This is a genomic window from Gracilibacillus timonensis, assembly GCF_900086715.1.
Classification (GTDB): domain Bacteria; phylum Bacillota; class Bacilli; order Bacillales; family Amphibacillaceae; genus Gracilibacillus; species Gracilibacillus timonensis.
Window position 1 is genome coordinate 206,579 of the sequence record NZ_FLKH01000011.1, and the last position, 18,931, is coordinate 225,509.

The window sequence follows — 18,931 nt, forward strand, 5'->3', positions numbered from 1 at the left end:
TGCAATCTCGTTATGTTATCGCTATCCTTGAGGATATAACGTACATAGAATGGGGCTATGGATATGGTAACAATTTATGATATTGCGAAGAATGCCAATGTTTCACCGATGACGGTATCCCGAGTGATCAATAACTCGGCTAATATCAAGGCAACCACAAGAAAGAAGGTGGAGAGGGCCATTGCTGAATTGGGTTATATACCAAATGCAGCAGCAAGAAGCCTTACCTCGAACCAAACGAAGACCTTAGGGCTCATGTTACCAGATATTACGAACCCTTTTTTCTCTAAAATTGCCAGAGGGGTAGAAGATATGGCGGTAGAGAGAGGTTATCGTGTGTTAATTAGTAATACCGATGAAGACAGTCAAAAAGAGATCAACTATATTGACATGATGATCTCGGCTAGGGTCGATGGTGTATTGTTGGCACCTACTAGTGACACAACGATTAATCAGATTGAACGATTGAGGCAGCATGATATTCCAGTGGTATTGCTTGACCGAACCATTGAAGGGTTTTCTGGGGATTATGTGATTGGTGATAGTTATGCAGGAAGCCAACAGCTTGTGCAGCACTTGATTGATGGAGGCCATCGAAATATTTCCTTAATTAATGGACCATCTAATGTGTCAACGGCAAGAGAGCGTGCCCGAGGTTATTTGGAGACGCTTGAGAAAAACGGGTTGGAGCAGTATGAACATTATCTTTCGGAATTAGATTATAAGCATGCGCAAGAAGGTAAGGCCAAAAAAATTCTCGAACGTTTATGGAGTCTTGATCCAGATCAGCGCCCTACCGCTATCTTTGCAGCGAATAACTTTATCGCCGTGAGTTTGATTAGAACCTTGCGGGAGATGGGGCTAAGCGTGCCAAAGGATATATCGGTGGTTTGCTTTGATGAGGTAGAGCCTGTGGTGTATTTTGATCCTTTCTTTACAGTATCTGCTCAGCCAGCCACTGAATTCGGTCGAGTGGGGATCCAGCTGCTCATTGATCGGGTGGAAAATAAAGAGATGGATGAAGCAAAAAAAATCGTCCTTCAGCCAGAGATTCACATCCGCAAATCAACATTAAAAAGATAGGCAAGCAGAGGGGCAGGAACGTCGCCCCTTTCATCGGTTTTGTAACCGTTTTATCCATTGCGTTCAACATGATGAAAGGTGTCTCATTTTATGTTACCGGTAACGAATGTATCGTGCATTAATAAGGAGGGGGATGTAAATGAACCATGTAAGAGAACAATTGGGTTTATACGCAAAGAAGCTTGTACAATCCGGACTGGTAGTAGGGGCTGGAGGGAATTTAAGTATGCGGGAAGGGGAATACATGTATCTTTCTCCAAGCGGCTTTGATCTACAAGAAATTGGTGAGGATCAATGGGTGAAGGTGCACATTGATTCTGGTGAGATACATGGTGATTTAAAGCCATCTTCAGAGATCCTCATGCATCTGGCATGTTTTCGAAAAAGGCCAGATATTGATTCTGTTTTACATGCGCATCCTAGTTATTCTGTTGGGGTTTCTTCTGCAGGTCAGGAGATACCGAGTATGTTTCCGGATTTTCCAGCCATGATTAAGCAAGTAAGGTACTTAGAATATATGATTCCGACCACCCATGTATTAGCAGATGCTGTTGCAGATGTGGTGGAAGAAACCGATGTGATTGTTATGCGGAATCATGGGGTATTAACCGTAGGGAAATCGATCAAAGAAGCCTATTTTTTTATGCAATTAGTAGAAGAAGCGGCTAAGGTCTTCACGATTTCAAGCACAGTGGGCACGCCACGACTATTATCGACGGAAGAGTGCGAAGACCTGCGTAATCTTTCCAGTGAAAAGTATCGAGCCAAATTGTTGAAGGATGAGGGATAACATGAAGAAGATATGGGCATTTGACATAGGTGCTTCTAATGGAAGACTGATGCTAAGTAGCTTCAACGGGGAAAAAATGTATATGGAGGAGATACACCGGTTTGATAATCACCCTGTTCATGTAACAGGCCATGACTATTGGGATATTCTTCATATCTTCTCAGAGATGAAAAGAGCCATGCAAATTAGTTTACAAAAAGGGCATACCAATATTGAAAGTATGGGAATCGATACATGGGGAGTGGACTTTGGCCTGCTTGCAGAAACGGGAGAGTTATTAATGAATCCATACAGCTATCGAAACCCTCGTAATCAGCAGGCAATGGAAGAGGCGTTACAATGGATTAGTTCAGAGGAATTATTTCGTTTAACCGGAGTGGAGACGGCGGCGATTAATACCCTATTTCAATTGTATGCGATCCAGAAAGAGCATCCAGCATTATTAGAACAGGCCGAGACCTTATTACTGACGCCGAGCTTATTGTCTTATTTATTCAGTGGTGAGAAATACAATGAGTTTACGATCAGTTCAACCACGCAAATGCTTGCTATAAGAGGAAGGAAGTGGGAGACTTCCATCTTGGAACAGCTAGATATTCCGACCCACATACTGACTCCATTAGTCGAATCGGCGACCATCGCTGGGGAGACATTGCCAGCTATTAATCAGGAATTGCAGATGGATGCGATCAAGGTCGTCCATGTAGCCGGACATGACACAGCCAGTGCTTTGGCCGCACTACCATTAGCAGATGTCCCATCCGTCTTTATGAGCTGTGGTACCTGGGTGTTGATTGGCGTACCTATAGCTGAGGCTGTTACTGATATCAAAGCAATGCAATGGGGATTTACCAATGAAGGGACGATCGATGGTGGTGCGCGGTTACAGAAAAACAACATGGGCATGTGGCTGTTGCAGCAGTGTCGCAAGGTGTGGGAAAGACAAGGAACGGTCACTGATTTTGATCGTGAAAATAGATGTTTTATAGATGCACCACCCTTTCGTTCGTTGATTAACCCGGATGATCCGCGATTTTTCAATCCAGATAATATGGTGGAGGAAATCCAGCATTTTTGTCGCGAGACTGCTCAGCCGGTCCCGGAAACACAAGGCGAGATGATCCGCTGCATTTTAGAAAGTCTGGCTCTGAAATACAATTGGGTCATTCAGCGATTAGAACAGCTTACAAGAGAAAAATTGAACCGTATACATATGGGAGGTGGAGCCATTCGTAATCAGCACTTATGTCAATTAACCGCAAATGCCACCGGGCGGGAAGTGGTGGCAGGACCTATTGAAGCAAGTTCTATTGGAAATGCGATCGCACAATGGATAGCGTTAGGGGAAATAGCTGATATGCAAGAAGCGCGAGAAGTCATTCAGCATTCTTTTCCAGTGACACATTATTACCCCGAAGATTCAGCAGAATGGCAACAGGTGTATCAACGCTTTACTCAATATATAGAAGAATCGTAGAGGAGGAAGAAAAATGACAGCAACTAGCAGATGGATAGGAGAAATGCCGAAAATCGGAATTCGTCCGACAATTGATGGAAGAAGAAAGGGAGTACGGGAATCGTTAGAAGAGAAAACGATGACCATGGCAAAAACCGTAGCGCAATTACTAGCTGACAATCTGCATTATAACAATGGAGAGCCAATTCAGACGGTAATTGCTGATACTTGTATTGGAGGCGTAGCGGAGGCTGCACAGGCAAAAGCCAAATTTGATAAAGAAAATGTTGGCGTTACCATTACGGTTACTCCTTGCTGGTGTTATGGTTCTGAAACAATGGATATGAACCCGAATCGACCGAATGCCATCTGGGGTTTTAATGGAACCGAACGCCCAGGAGCCGTTTATTTAGCAGCTGTTTTGGCGGCGCATAATCAGAAGGGTATTCCTGCTTTTGGTATATATGGTCATGATGTGCAAGACATTGAGGATCAGAGTATACCTGCCGATGTGACAGAGAAGCTACTCCGTTTCGCACGTGCTGGGATAGCGGTGGCTATGTTGAAGGATAAATCATACTTGTCGATTGGTTCGGTGTCGATGGGGATTGCTGGCAGTATGGTGAATGAAGAGTTTTTCCAAGAATATTTAGGCATGCGTAATGAATATGTTGATATGTCAGAATTAACTCGCCGGGTAGAGGAAGAGATTTATGATAAAGAGGAATTTGCCCAAGCCTATACTTGGATAAAACAAAACGGTGTGTTTGGATCAGATATTAACCAGGAAGAAAACAAACGTACAGACGAGCAAAAAGATGCCGATTTACAAATGAACATTAAAATGACCTTGATCGTCAGGGATTTGATGGAGGGTAATCCAAAGCTTGCGGAGATGGGCTTTGAAGAAGAGGCAATGGGACATCATGCTATCGCATCTGGTTTCCAAGGGCAGAGGCAATGGACTGACCATTTTCCTAATGGTGATTTTATGGAGGCAATCTTAAACTCTTCCTTCGATTGGAATGGTATTCGCGCACCGTATATGGTAGCAACTGAAAATGACACTTTAAATGCAGCCACCATGCTGTTTGGTCATTTATTAACCAACCGTGCACAGATTTTTGCCGATGTGCGTACGTATTGGAGCCCTGAGGCAGTGAAGCGTGTAACCGATCATAGCTTAGCAGGACATGCCGAGCAAGGGGTTATTCATTTATTAAATTCAGGTGCAGCGGCATTAGACGGGACCGGTGAACAAAAAGTCGATGGTCAGCCAGTCATGAAGCCGTTCTGGAACATTACAGAAGAGGAAGCAGACAAATGCATGCAAGCAACCGAGTGGCGCCCAGCCAATACGGAGTATTTCCGTGGTGGGGGATTCTCCAGTAATTTTAAAACAAAGGGAGAAATGCCAGTTACGATTGCCCGTGTTAATTTAATCAAAGGATTAGGCCCAGTGCTGCAGCTCGCAGAAGGATATACCGTTGACCTGCCGGATAAGGTGCATGCCACATTAAATGACCGTACTGATCCAACATGGCCAACCACATGGTTTGTACCTAGGCTAACCGGTGAAGGAGCATTTCGTGATGTGTATTCCGTGATGAACAATTGGGGAGCCAATCATTGTGCAGTCAGCTATGGTCATATTGGAGCCGATCTCCTTACCCTTGCTTCCATGCTCCGTATTCCAGTGAATATGCACAATGTACAGGAAGAAGCCATCTTCCGTCCAAGTGCTTGGAATATGTTTGGTACGAATGACTTAGAAGGAGCGGATTATCGGGCATGTCAGACGTATGGGCCGTTGTATAAATAGAAAAAATATAATTCCAGACGGATATAAGCGGCAGCATCATGATAAGTTATTGCAAGAATGAACGTTGTAGCAAAGTAAAAAGTAGTACAGCCAAGCTTGGCTGTACTACTTTTTAGTGTGCGTTACTCCGTCAACTGAATAAACGTCTCATCTTCATAAACCGGTTCTAGTAATGGATCACTGTAGGCAACATCTCGTAACTCAGAATTTAAGGCAATCGCCTCTTCCAAATTTGCAAGACCATCGTCTGTATTGCCTTGTTGAATAAGTGCCACGCTCAGACCATAGAATCCGACACCCTCTTCAGGAAACTGTTCGGTCATATCGGTATAAAAAGCCTCTGCCTCTTCCAATTTACCTGCGTAAGTAAGCATTAATCCTTTATAGTCCATATTGTCTATTTCACGTTCAGGTTCTAATTCAATCAGTTTTTCAATATAGGGAATGGTGCCCTCATAGTTTTCCGCTAAGTCATTGGAATAAACAAGGTACCGAAGTGCGTCAATATCTTCTGGATATGTTTGTAAGTAATCCTCTAGAAAAGGAATGCTTTCCTCATATCTTTCTAAGAAATAAAGGGATACCCCTTTTCCGTACAAGGCATAAGGTGCGGTTGGATCTATTTCCAACGCCTTGTTGTAGTATTCTAAGGCTTTTTCATCTCTTTCTAACATGGAATGTGCATTGCCCATATTGATAAATTGCTCAGGTTCATCTTCACTAATATCAATCGCCTTTTGGGCAGCGACAATTGCTTGTTCATACTCATCTAGCTCATTTAACGATAAGGCTAGATTCGTATAAGCGCTGTCTGATTGGTCATCAATCTCCACCGCTTCTTCTAATGTTTCTTGGGCTTCTTCATAGCGTTCCAATTCATTTAAAATATAGCCTTTCTCATTGAGCAGATAAGCATCCTCTGGGTAATCGGACAATCGTTCATTCACATCGACCAGTGCAGTTTCAAATTCTCCTTGTTGATACCAATTATCATAATCTTCCCTTGAAAAGGAAGTATCCGTTGAACTAAGCAGACTACAGCCTGTCATGATGAAAAGTAATAAAGTGCTTAAGATGAATGTTTTTTGTCTCATGTTTTCCCCCTGGATAAGCATTGAAATTAATTTGCAAAAGAACAATATATATTGTAATACAAATGAAATATAAAAGGAAGTATTATATACAATAAAAGTATTAATGAATCAATGTGAGCATAGTGTACACTTCATTATCTTCAAGTGCTTCTTTCATACTTAGATTATTTAGATTGATTAGTATTTGTTTTTTAAAAAACTTTATGGTATCATCAATTTCATTATTTTTTTCAACAGTTAGGTTTATGAAAAACTAATTATCCATATGATTGGCTTTTGAAGGAAACCATGCCTGACTAGTTATGATGAAGGATAATAAATATTAATAACACATTTCACATATAGGTAAAACAATACATATCAACAATTTTTGAAAGCGGTATCACTAGTGGGTTTGTATTGAAGTAAAAGTAATAGTGACAATTTAAAACAAAAACAACATATTGATAACGCTTACTTTTATCGTTATGATGAGGACAGTTAATAAATTGAAAAATAGAAAAGGAGGGATGCAAATTATTTACTGGTAAACTGAATTTTGTTGTAGTTAAACAATAAAGTAAGAATTAGTTATCACATGTTCTTAGTATTTAAAAAGCAGATTAGAATCCCTTGTTTCAATTGCTATTTCTAAGAATAGAACGATCAATTGGCATTAATTGTTTAATTTTAGGATTATACAGGCTAGTCCTGTTTAAGGAGTTGATATGAAAAAAGTTGTTATCTATGAAAAAATAAGGGGAGAGGTTAAATGATGAAGAGAAATTTTTGGTTATCAATAATGTTTTCAGTACTTTTAATTATTTTAATAGCATGTAATACAGATGACTCAGCAAATCAAAATGATGGTGAAAATGATAGCGATAACAAATCGGTTGAGGTAAATAAAGAGGGCTATCCAATTGTAGATGAAGAAATAACATTATCATTAATGGCTCCTGGTACCGGTATCGCAGAATGGAAAGATATGCCTACATTACAAGAATACTCAGAGAAAACAAATATTAATTTTGATTACGATACGCCACCATTAAGTGATTTTCAAACCAAATTGAATTTAGCATTTGCAAGTGGAGATATTTCAGACATTATATTCGGTGCCTCAACAGATGACTTAACACCAAGTATGGAAGTTAATTATGGTGAACAGGGTGTTTTAATCCCTTTAGAAGAATTGATTGATGAATATGCTCCAAATCTTAAAGCATTGATGGAAGAAAATCCAGAAATAGAAAGGTCAATCACCACGACAGATGGACATATTTATGTATTACCAGCTATCAATCAACATCCTACATCAGCGTGGCCAGCGGGTCCTATGTGGTTTAACGGTGAATGGTTAGATGCACTAGGTGTAGAGGAATTACCAAAAACGACGGATGAGTTATATGAGTTGTTAGTGCGTTTTCGTGATGAAGATCCCAATGGCAATGGTGAAGCTGATGAAATTCCTTTAATTGATGTCAAAATGGAAAGTACAAGAAGATGGTTGCTAGCCGCCTTTGGAATGAAAGAGTGGGGAATTGAAGAAGTTGATGGAACAGTTAGATATGCACCAATCACAGAGAATTATAAAGAATATATAACGTATATGAATAAATTGTATGACGAGAAATTACTTGATCCCGAGACCTTCTCACAAGCGGATGAACAGAAAAAGGCAAAAGGACAGCAAAATAAATTAGGTTTATTTCCTGATTGGTTTTCTTTCTTTACAACAGGGCAAACGGAAGAAGAAGCAATGAATAATCCGATGTTTCATCCTTTGACAAGTGATGTGTCACCGGAAATAGTTTTACCTGGAAATCCTGGAATTAGTAGAGGGGCTTTTGCCATTACCAAAAACAATGACTATCCTGAAGCTTCCATACGATGGATTGACTATCTCTATTCTCAAGAAGGGCGAGATTTCTTTGATCAAGGACCAGAAGGTTACTTGTGGGAAGAAGGCGAGGATGGTCAAAGAGTTTTTAAAGATGTTCCTGAAGAATTCGATAGTAGTGAAGATTATCGTGGTTCTTTAACACCAGCATATGCTATTAATACACCAATGCTAGTGGATTTAGTAGAAACCGCACCAAGATCTGATTTTGAGTTATTCATTGAGGAAGAAACGAAAACGAAAGTAGATGCATATGCAGAAACAGCGTATCCATTAGTTTACCTAACAGAGGAGGAGCAAGAAGAAATTAACACAATTGAAGTGGACTTAGAGTCTTATGTAGAACAAATGGAAGCAAAGTTTATCACAGGAGTAGAACCATTAACAAATTGGGATAAATATATAGAAACAATCGAAAACATGAATATTGATCGTTATGTAAAAATTTATCAAGCTGCATACGATCGTTGGGCAGAAAACTAATAAGGAATGAAATCAAAGGCTTGTTATTTATATCATCGAGTATGATAACAAGTCTTTGACACACCATAATTTGCTGGAAGAAATTTTACATAAGACAACAAATTGCTATGAATAAAAAGTAGCTATTAAATCGAGTGGAAAAAGAGGTGAGACCGATTGATAGAACAACAGGTTGATCAATTACTAAGTCTAATGACTTTAAAAGAAAAAGTAGGACAATTAAACCAAAAGCTATATGGCTGGCAAGTATACAAAAAAGAGGGGGACAAATATGAACTAACAGATATATTTAAAAAACATGTTGAAGAATTCCAGGGGATTGGAGCACTATATGGTTTATTCCGAGCAGATCCATGGTCAGGTATTCATTTTGATAATGGTATTCCTTTAGAAGATTGTAAATATGTAACAAATATGATTCAACGATATTTAAAAAAACATACAAGATTAGGTATTCCGGTATTATTTTCAGAAGAATGTCCTCATGGCCATCAAGGATTGAATAGTATTGTCTTTCCAACACATATTGGTTCCGGTGCCTCGTGGAATCCAAAACTCCAACAAAGAGTATCAAACTATGTAGCAAAGGAACTACAGGAAAAAGGGGTGCATCTTGGACTGGTGTCAACGTTAGATATAGCAAGAGATCCGCGATGGGGTAGAACGGAAGAGTGTTTCAGTGAAGATCCGTACTTATCATCTAAAATGACGGAAGCAGTAGTAAAGGGGATGCAAGGGGATAGCAAAAAAGCCCCGAAAGTTCTAGCAGTGTTAAAACATTTTGCTGCTCAAGGTTCTGCAACTGGTGGCCATAATGCCGGACCAGCCTTAATTGGTGAGCGTGAATTAAGGGAAATACATATTCCACCAATGAAAGCAGGGATTGAGGCAGGAGCATTAGCATGTATGGCAGCATATAACGAAATTGATGGTGTTCCTTGCCATTCCAATCCATATTTATTAACAAATCTTCTGAGAGATGAACTTGGATTTCAAGGCTTCGTAATGGCGGATGGTGTCGCTTTAGAGAGGTTACTTCAACTTACTGGTAATATAGGTTTAGCAGCGAAATATGCACTAGAAGCAGGTGTAGACTTAAGTTTATGGGATGATATATATACTAATATAGAATGTGCAGTGAAAGATGGACAAATAGCAGAAGAAACAGTAGATAAGGCAGTGAGAAGAATTCTATATGTGAAATTCCTTTTGGGTTTATTTTCTGCAGATTATCAAGAAGATACTACATCCATTGTAAACCGAGAGGAAGGTAGGAAGTTAAGCGTGGAAATTGCTAGGGAATCGATTACCCTTCTTAAAAATAAGCAAAATCTATTACCATTAGCAAAAGATAAGCGAACAATTGCTGTTATTGGCCCCAATGCAGATCATGTGTATAACATGCTTGGAGATTATACACCACCGCAACGGGAAGATGCTGTTGTGACGATAAAAGAAGGAGTTTCTTCTATTGTCAATGATCATTGTAAAGTGTTGTATACAAAGGGATGCGATATTCGATCAGAGGACAAATCTGATTTTGAACATGCGAAAGCAATAGCAAGTTTATCAGATGTGCTTATCTTAGCATTAGGCGGTTCGAGTGCTAGAGAATTTGGAATGTCGTTTCATACAAATGGTGCAGTAATAAATATGGACCAATCACAAATGGACAGTGGTGAGAATGTTGACGTAGAAAATCTACGATTAGGTGGAGCCCAAGAGGAATTGGTACAAGAGTTAGCAGAATTAAACATCCCGATGATTGGTGTCCTTGTCCAAGGGCGTCCACATAGTATCAAGAACATTGAACCTTTTCTGGATGCTATTTTAATTGGTTGGTATCCTGGACAACAAGGCGGTAAGGCAATAGCAGAAATTATTTTTGGGGAGATAAACCCTAGTGGTAAATTGCCAATTTCTATTCCATATTCTTCAGGGCAGCTTCCCGTTTACTATAACTATAAAGATAGCGGTGGAAAAAAAGATTACTATGATGGTTTAGGAGAAGCGATGTACAGTTTTGGCTATGGGCTTTCTTATTCTTCTTTTGATTATCAATTTGATTCAAAGCAAGAATTATTAATTAAACGAGAGGCATTAAATAAAGGTAAGGTAGTAGAACTTCCGATTGAAGTAACGAATGACGGACCTTACGATGGGTACGCTGTGATGCAATTATATATAAAAGATATCGAATCATCTGTTACTCAAAGAATGTTAGAATTAAAAGATTTTCAGAAAAGCTGGATTCGAGTGAACGAAACCAAAACAATCACATTAACTTTAACAAAAGAGGATTTGTCAGTATGGAATTTACAAATGAAGCAAGAAGTAGAAGCAGGTAAAGTATTGCTGATGGTGGGGGATTTTTCCAGAGGGTTCATCGAAAAAGAACTGATTATTAATGAATGAGGGATAACTATGCAAAGAATTTATCGTTTGATCAGACAGTTAAGAGAATTACAACATATTGATGTAATTACGATCAATAATTGGCATTCAAAAATATATATCTATGAAGAGGCAGCAACTTACTCTTTTATAAAAGAAAATAAGATAACGATTGGCGATCATCTGATTAATTCAGGGGAAACTGCTTTTTTAAAAGCGACTATTGATCTCCCGACTATTATCGATGGAGAACTTGTCGGCATTACTTTTAAAGTAGCAGGACCAGGTGGTCAACTTTCACATTATGAGGCATTATTATCTATCAATGGAGAACCATTACAAGGGTTTGATCGCAATCGTTCCTTTTATAAACTTCCGACCTATCTATCCAATGAAACGTCATTAGAAATGGAGCTAGAATTATTTAATCCTGTTGGTATACCAGAGGATCATTTGAGAGGATTTAATCAAGTGGCTAGTGCAGAAACAGATCCACCGCCACTCTATTTAGAGAGTAGCAAAGTGGTAAAAGTAAGAAAAGAAGTGCAAAATTTATTGTTCACGGTACAAACTGCTTGTTCTACTTTGGATTTATTGAAAGAGGAACCTTCTCGTTCTAATGTTCTATACCGTACATTATCAGAAGTTGCTGATGCATTTCGCATCATCACAGATATGGAGTTAATGGATGGAGCATTTATAGAAAAACAAGATAAAAAGGTACGCAATGTATTGGGATCATTAGCCGGTTATCGAGAAGGCACGATTAAAGCAATTGGTCAATCACATATTGATGTTGCGTGGCTGTGGCCATTAAAGGAAACGATTCGTAAAGCCTCCCGTACTTTCTCTACTGCCAGCACATTGTTAGATGAATATACCGATTTTGAATATGCACAAAGCCAACCACAATTATTTGAATTTGTGAAGAAATATCATCCCAAAGTATTTGAACGTGTAAAAAAACAAGTATCTTCGGGCAGGATGGAAATTATCGGTGGGATGTGGGTTGAACCAGATCTAAATATACCATCAGGAGAATCTCTAGTTAGACAGTTACTCTTTGGTAAAAAATATTTTCAAGAGGAGTTTGGACAAAAAACGAGGGTAGAATGGTTACCTGATACGTTCGGTTATTGTGCTTCATTACCCCAGCTGTTAAAAAAGGCTGAGATTGATTATTTTATGACTACTAAACTGAATTGGAATGATACGAACCGTTTTCCTTATGATTTGTTCTATTGGGAAGGAATCGATGGTACAAGTATTCTGTCTTATTTACACACGATTTTAGGCCAGCAAACAACACCGAAAGACATTAAAGAAACATGGAATAATTTTAATCAGAAGAAAGTATATGATGAGCGAATGTTAGTGTATGGCTATGGTGATGGAGGAGGTGGAGTTACTCGTGAAATGATTGAATCTCTAGCGCGTTCTGAGTCACTTCCAGGTTTACCAGACGTAAAGTTCAGTAAAGTACATGATTTTTTTGACCATGTGAAAGATAGAGGGCCAAATTTACCAACATGGTATGGTGATTTATATCTGGAGTTGCATCGTGGTACTTACACTACCCATGCAAAAATGAAAAAATATAACAGATTAGTAGAGAATTTATTTCGTACCCTTGAGGTTTGGTATTCTTTCAGTTATTTATATTTAGGTGTTGCCTATCCGAAAGAAAAAATAAATGAATTATGGAAATTAATTATGTTAAATCAATTTCATGATATTGTACCTGGGACTGCCATTGAACCAGTTTATCAATTATCGCGAAAGCAGTACGAAAAAGTGTTGCATGAAGGCCAGGAATTACAACAACAAGCATTAAGCCAGATTGTTTCTTCTATTCATACGGAAGGATCTGGGAAGCCTTATGTTGTATTTAATAGTCTTGGTTGGGATCGAGAACGAATTTTTATATTAAAAGGGGGGAAAGAGTTACTAAATAAGACGGTAGTAAACCAGAAAGGAGAACCTTATCAAGCTGATTATATCAAGCTCAATGATACAGAATTTGAAATGCAAGTAGTGATTTCTAATGTTCCACAATTTGGATATAAAACCGTATGGCTTACAGATTCAAATACCAATCATTTAGTAGCATCGAAAACGTTTATGAAAGAATGGGAAACGGTTTATTATAAAGTTCTATTTAATGATAAAGGGTTTATTACAAGGTTATACGATAAAGAAGCTGATAGAGAAGTGGTGGAGACAGGGCAACTAGCAAATGAGTTACAGCTATTCGATGATCTACCAACAAATTGGGATGCCTGGGATGTGGACCCGGAATTTGAATCACAGCAATTAGATGTAATGGAATTAATTGAGGCAAAAGTTATCTATTCAGGTACTGTAACCGATGAGCTTTCTTTTCAATGGAAAGCTAACCAATCAATAATTACACAAAAAATTATTTTTCATCACACTTCGAAGTTAATTGATTTTCATACGGAAGTTGATTGGAAAGAAAAACATAAGCTATTAAAGGTAGCCTTTCCTGTAAATATATTATCTGCTCATGCAACATATGAAATTCCGTTTGGGACGATCCAACGCCCGACACATAATAATACATCTTGGGAACAAGCGCAATTCGAAGTGTGTGCGCAGAAGTGGGCGGATCTATCAGAAGGGAATTATGGAGTTAGCTTAATGAATGATAGTAAGTACGGATACGACATAAAAGGGAAAAATATTCGTTTATCACTTTTACGTGCACCGAAATGGCCAGATGAAAGTGCTGATATAGAGAAACACGAATTTGTGTATTCATTATATCCACACATCGGTGATTGGAGAAATGCGCATACAGTACGTAAAGGACATGAACTTAATACAAATGATTCTATTATTCAGACGGATAAACAAAAAGGTAAGCTTCCACCTTCTCATTCATTTATTAGTATGGAAAGCAAGAGTACTATACTAGATACCATAAAATTAGCTGAAAATGGAAAAGGTATTATTATGAGGTTGTATGAAGCAGAAGGAAGTGAGACAATAATGGAGCTTAAACTAAAGGATAAACTAATCTGTTATGAAACAAATTTGCTTGAAAAACCTATTAACGATCCTCGAAAAGTTAATGACTTAGAAATGAAATCCAAACCTTACGAAGTTACCACGTTCTGTGTCACTAAAAATGGAAGAGAAATAAATGCAAAATTTGATTAATTATTGGAAAGCATAAGGTAGCGGTAAATTTAAAATAACATAGTATTCATATAGTTCAGCTAATGTTTCCATCAAAAAAATATATATTGCTCAAATAACCTCGTCGTGTTTATACTCTTTCTTTAAATGGGTATATGGGGTTATTTTTTTCTGTGTTGCTTGTTCAGATTAAAAAAATAGGAAAATAGTATAGTTTTTGGCTTTTCATATTCGGTTAAATCAACAAAGTCAGAAGGTAAGCGATTGCAATGCACGATAAATTATTTTAGACTTAATGCAGTAAGAGGAATAAGTTTTGGTGCGAATGGGAAATAAATCACTAATAACAAGGGATGTTGGATTTATTTCTTGTGAAATGGGGTGTTTCTTTAGATACTTTTTGCAGTTAGTGGAGAAAGTGTGTGGAGGTGCAGATTTGAAAAAACATCGTACCGGCGACTTAAAGTTTATTCAACAATTAAATGAATCTGTTGTTTTAGAGGTAATTAGAGAGAAGGGTCCGATTTCACGAAGTAAGATTGCTAAGGTGCTGGAAGTAAGTCCTACGACTGTAACATCAGCTGTTAATCTATTAATGGCCAAGGAGCTTGTCGTCGAGGATGGAATTGGCATTTCTAGCGGAGGAAGGAAACCGGTTCTTTTACGATTTAATCCAACTGCTCATTCTATCATCGGGGTATCTGTCACCAATACGAAGATAACCATTGCGGTATTAGACTTACATGGCAATATTCGAAAGCGCGAAGTCCATCCAACAAATTATGCAAAAGGGAAAGTGATGGTGGAACTGTTAGTGACAAAGGTGAGCCAATTTGTACAATTATACGAAGACTTGCCACACTGTCAAGGTATTTCTGTTGTATTGCCCGGTATTATTGATGCACAACACGGTACCGTATCTTACAACTCTAAATTAGACTTATTTGATGTACCCTTGGCCAAAATCATAGAAGAGCAGATTCATCTTCCCGTATTTATTGATAATGATGCGAATGCATTAGTATTATCTGAATATTACTTTGGATCTTTTACACATTATAAGAATCTCATCTATATTACGATCGACGAAGGAATCGGTTCAGGGATTATGATCAATGGACAAATCTTTCGAGGCAGTAATGGAAGTTCTGGTGAAATAGGACATACATCGGTTGTCCCAGATGGTATGAAATGTGAATGTGGTAGCAGGGGTTGCCTAGAGAATTATGTGAGCTGGCCGGTAATTTATGCCAAAATCGTAGCTGCTATGATGGCGAATGCTATACAGTCCACTATGTATACCATGATAGGAGGTGATATTCGTAAGCTAACGCCAGAAGTCTTTTTGAAAGCGCTACAGGAAGAAGATCCGTTAGCTTTACGTATCATGCAAGAAATGGTTCGCTATTTATCGATAGCGCTTAAGAATTATATTCATTTATTCGATCCGGAAGCGATTATATTGAGCGGCAGTGTGGTTCAAGGGAATCAGCTGTTGGTAGAGCAATTGCAGCAGGCCGTGAAAAAGAAAGTAATCCCAAATTTAAGAAGTAAAATCAATATACAACTCACACCTTTAGGCAGTGAAAATCGGATGGTAGGCGCTGCAGCTGTATTGTTTAATAATAAATTTAGATTTACATTCGCCGCGTCAGACTAACGCGGAATTATTAAACACGTTGGAGGAGATAGAATGGGAAAATCTGTACATGTCATGCTTTGGATGATGGTATTAGGTGTACTGTTAGTAGGGTGTGGATCCAATGCAGGTAGTGACGCCAATACACTGGAAGTAGCTTTATGGGATGAAAAAATTAGTGGAGCAGTAGAAGCATCCATTGAAGAGTTTAATCAAGAACATCCAGATGTAGAAGTGAAAGTAACCTATACACCTTATGACAATTATTTTACCAAATTAAGAACAAGCCTAGGTGGAGGCAGTGGTCCGGATGTGTTTTGGATGAACGGTCCAAATTTCTATGAATATATGTCTTTTGGGTTAATTAAAGATCTGGAACCATTTATTGAAGAAGACAGCGAATTTTCTAAGGATGTCTACTTTGATTCGATGATTGATTTATATTCTCATGAAGATCATTTGTATGCAGCTCCTTATTTTGCCGATATCGTGGGACTGTTCTACAATAAACGACTTTTTGACGAGGCAGGTTTAGACTACCCTGATGAATCATGGACGTGGGAGGATATTAAAGAAAAAGGCGAGTTACTCACGGACCAAGAGAATGGAGTATATGGGTACTCAGCAAGTGTGGTAAGCAATCAAGCTGGATACTATAACTTAATTCCGCAGGCTGGGGGCTACATGATCAATGAGGAGAAAACAAAATCGGGTTTTAATTCGCCAGAGGCCAAAGAAGCCTTTACTTTCATGCAGGACCTGATAAATGAGGGAATCTCACCATCGGTTCAGACGCAGATAGAGACCAATCCTAGAGATTTGTTTATGTCAGGGAAGATTGCTATACATCCTGAAATCTCGGTTAATACGGAAATGTTTTATGATGAACTGGGGGATGATGTGGGTATAGCTCCATTACCAGCCGGTGAGAAAGAAGGTTCTATAGCTCATGGTATTGGTTGGGCTATGAACGGGGATACCGAGAAGGAAGAACTAGCATGGGATTTAATAAAGCATTTAAGTGGGGAGAAAGGGAATCAGTTTATTGCAGAATCAGGTTTTAGTATCCCTGCTCAAGAAGAGATGAGTGATTTATGGGTGGATTCCCTACCGGAATTGGATTTACAAGTGTTTATCGATGCGCAGGAAACCTCCTTTCCTTACCCAGTATCACAAAATACGATACAGTGGCAAGATGTCGAGCAGGCCGAAATTCAAGGGGCATTTTTAGGATATAAGCCTTTAAATCAAGCACTAGATAATGTCGTGCATGAAATGGATTTAATCTTGGAAACGGAGCAAATAGATTAAAAAGTCCAGCAAACTTTACTGATCAAACTTTTTGAACATGCAATTACAAGAAGGGAGTTTCGAATGAATGAATAACTCAAGTGTGCTTACTAAACCGAAAAGAAGCAGACGTAAACGCCAGGAAGCGCTGTGGGCCTATCTGTTTATTGCTCCCACTTTATTAGGGCTTTTCGTTTTCTATATGATGCCTGCCCTTGCTTCCTTTGGTCTCTCTTTTACCAATTGGAATGGAATCACCTCTCCAGAGTTTATTGGTTTAGACAATATTGTTCGACTGTTTCAATCTGGATCCTTCTTAAGAACACTGCTTAACACGTTTGTATTTACGTTTGTGTCCGTGCCATTAGCCGTGATTTTTGCGACAGGAATCGCTGTCCTGTTGAACCAGAAGATCAGGGGAATGGTCGTTTATCGAACCATTTACTTTCTTCCAGTAGTAACCATGCCGGTTGCAGTGGGGATGGTGTGGAAGTGGTTGTATAATACAGACTATGGTCTGATTAACCATGTGTTAGGAGCCCTTCACTTACCACAGCCTGCATGGTTGTTCAATCCGAGTATTGCTTTGTTATCCGTTATTGTTGTTTATGTTTGGATGACAGTTGGTAACAATGTCATCTTAATTTTGGCTGGTTTACAAGGCATTTCGCAAACTTATTATGAAGCAGCACAAATAGATGGCGCATCCAAATTTAAACAATTAATGACTATCACCATCCCTTTGCTGACACCGACTTTGTTTTTCGTGTTTATCACTGGGATGATCAGTTCATTACAAGTGTTTGACTTGATTTTTATCATGATTGGAGATAGTCATGTGTTACTAGAGCCATTGCGTACGCTTGTATACGGGGTCTATGAATCTGGGTTTGAATATTCACAAATGGGTTATGCCTCCGCACAAGCATTCTTGTTGTTTTTAGCGATATTAACCGTTACGATCATTCAATTTGCCTTCCAAGACAAATGGGTGCATTATGATGGATAATAAGGAGGAGAACGATGGATAGGAAATGGCTGATTCATTTGGTGTTGATTCTTGGTGCAGTGGTAATGGTCTCCCCGTTTCTCTGGATGGTGCTAACCTCTCTAAAATCATTTGGGGAGGCGATGCAAGTACCTATTACTATTCTCCCCGAGGAATGGCTGATTGAAAATTATGTGGAAGTATTCTCAAGTGTAGATCTTTTAAGGTATTACTTTAATACGTTCATTGTGACCTTTGGTAGAACGTTGGCGCAGATTATCCTATGTTCTCTTGCAGCTTTTGCTTTTGCAAGGATGGATTTTCCTGGTCGAAACATTATCTTTATGGTTATTTTATCAGTGCTAATGGTGCCGATGCAGATCATTTTAATCCCTAACTATGGTATATTAACTACATTGGGATGGATCGATACCTTCTATGCCTTGATCGTTCCGGGGATGTTTAGTGCGTTTGGCGTATTTTTGTTAAGACAGTTCTTCATGGGGATTCCGAAAGAGTTAGATGAAGCGGCGACGATTGATGGCTGTTCCTATTTCGGTATCTACTGGCGCATTATTTTACCAAATGCTACTCCGGCATTGATAGCATTAGGTATCTTTACTATTTTAGCTTCTTGGAATGACTTCCTGTGGCCGCTGGTTATGACAAATTCAGAAGAAACAAGAATGTTATCTGTTGGTATTTCGGCATTTCAAGGCCAGTACTCGACGGACTATCCTTTGTTAATGGCAGCGGCCGTATTATCTACCATTCCAATGTTGATTATATTTGTTATTTTACAGAAACATTTGGTCTCAGGAATTGCTTTACAAGGAGTTAGAAGATAA

Annotated in this window: 12 protein-coding genes; 11 read left to right on the top strand and 1 reads right to left on the bottom strand. The window is 38.8% G+C overall.

The genetic code is table 11. From position 1 onward, the window contains the following. Positions 1-63: 63 nt before the first annotated feature. From BN6556_RS08375 to BN6556_RS08390, 4 genes are all read left to right on the top strand, one after another. Entirely contained in the window at positions 64-1,083 is a 1,020-nt protein-coding gene (locus BN6556_RS08375) for a LacI family DNA-binding transcriptional regulator (RefSeq protein WP_066189677.1), read from the top strand. Between the two features lie 139 nt (positions 1,084-1,222). After that, the gene (locus BN6556_RS08380; RefSeq protein ID WP_066189680.1) at positions 1,223-1,873 is read left to right on the top strand and encodes a class II aldolase/adducin family protein; all 651 of its coding nucleotides are present in this window, start codon (positions 1,223-1,225) and stop codon (positions 1,871-1,873) included. A gap of 1 nt (position 1,874) precedes the next feature. Continuing rightward, complete coding sequence (locus BN6556_RS08385; RefSeq protein ID WP_066189682.1) at positions 1,875-3,350, top strand: rhamnulokinase; 1,476 nt, start codon at positions 1,875-1,877, stop codon at positions 3,348-3,350. A gap of 13 nt (positions 3,351-3,363) precedes the next feature. After that, entirely contained in the window at positions 3,364-5,151 is a 1,788-nt protein-coding gene (locus BN6556_RS08390; protein ID WP_066189684.1) for an L-fucose isomerase, read from the top strand. 122 nt (positions 5,152-5,273) lie between these two features. Here BN6556_RS08390 and BN6556_RS08395 read toward each other — a convergent pair whose 3' ends face one another. Beyond that, complete coding sequence (locus tag BN6556_RS08395) at positions 5,274-6,245, bottom strand: tetratricopeptide repeat protein (protein ID WP_066189685.1); 972 nt, start codon at positions 6,243-6,245, stop codon at positions 5,274-5,276. Positions 6,246-6,996: 751 nt separating this feature from the next. Between BN6556_RS08395 and BN6556_RS08400 the strand changes: the two genes are divergently transcribed. The 7 genes from BN6556_RS08400 to BN6556_RS08430 all read left to right on the top strand — a co-directional run bounded on the left by BN6556_RS08400 (position 6,997) and on the right by BN6556_RS08430 (position 18,931). Continuing rightward, positions 6,997-8,610, top strand: a complete 1,614-nt coding sequence (locus BN6556_RS08400) for an extracellular solute-binding protein (RefSeq protein ID WP_235817477.1) — start codon at positions 6,997-6,999, stop codon at positions 8,608-8,610. Between the two features lie 156 nt (positions 8,611-8,766). After that, positions 8,767-11,025 carry a glycoside hydrolase family 3 N-terminal domain-containing protein gene (locus tag BN6556_RS08405; RefSeq protein ID WP_066189687.1) on the top strand — a complete coding sequence of 753 codons (2,259 nt, stop codon included), beginning with the start codon at positions 8,767-8,769 and terminating at the stop codon, positions 11,023-11,025. Positions 11,026-11,034: 9 nt separating this feature from the next. Then, positions 11,035-14,187 (top strand): alpha-mannosidase, encoded by a 3,153-nt coding sequence (locus tag BN6556_RS08410; protein ID WP_066189690.1) that lies wholly within the window; start codon positions 11,035-11,037, stop codon positions 14,185-14,187. Positions 14,188-14,602: 415 nt separating this feature from the next. Then, entirely contained in the window at positions 14,603-15,826 is a 1,224-nt protein-coding gene (locus BN6556_RS08415) for an ROK family transcriptional regulator (RefSeq protein WP_066189693.1), read from the top strand. 33 nt (positions 15,827-15,859) lie between these two features. Beyond that, the gene (locus tag BN6556_RS08420; RefSeq protein WP_066189695.1) at positions 15,860-17,116 is read left to right on the top strand and encodes an ABC transporter substrate-binding protein; all 1,257 of its coding nucleotides are present in this window, start codon (positions 15,860-15,862) and stop codon (positions 17,114-17,116) included. 67 nt (positions 17,117-17,183) lie between these two features. After that, the gene (locus tag BN6556_RS08425; RefSeq protein ID WP_066189697.1) at positions 17,184-18,104 is read left to right on the top strand and encodes a carbohydrate ABC transporter permease; all 921 of its coding nucleotides are present in this window, start codon (positions 17,184-17,186) and stop codon (positions 18,102-18,104) included. Positions 18,105-18,118: 14 nt separating this feature from the next. After that, positions 18,119-18,931, top strand: a complete 813-nt coding sequence (locus BN6556_RS08430) for a carbohydrate ABC transporter permease (protein ID WP_066189699.1) — start codon at positions 18,119-18,121, stop codon at positions 18,929-18,931.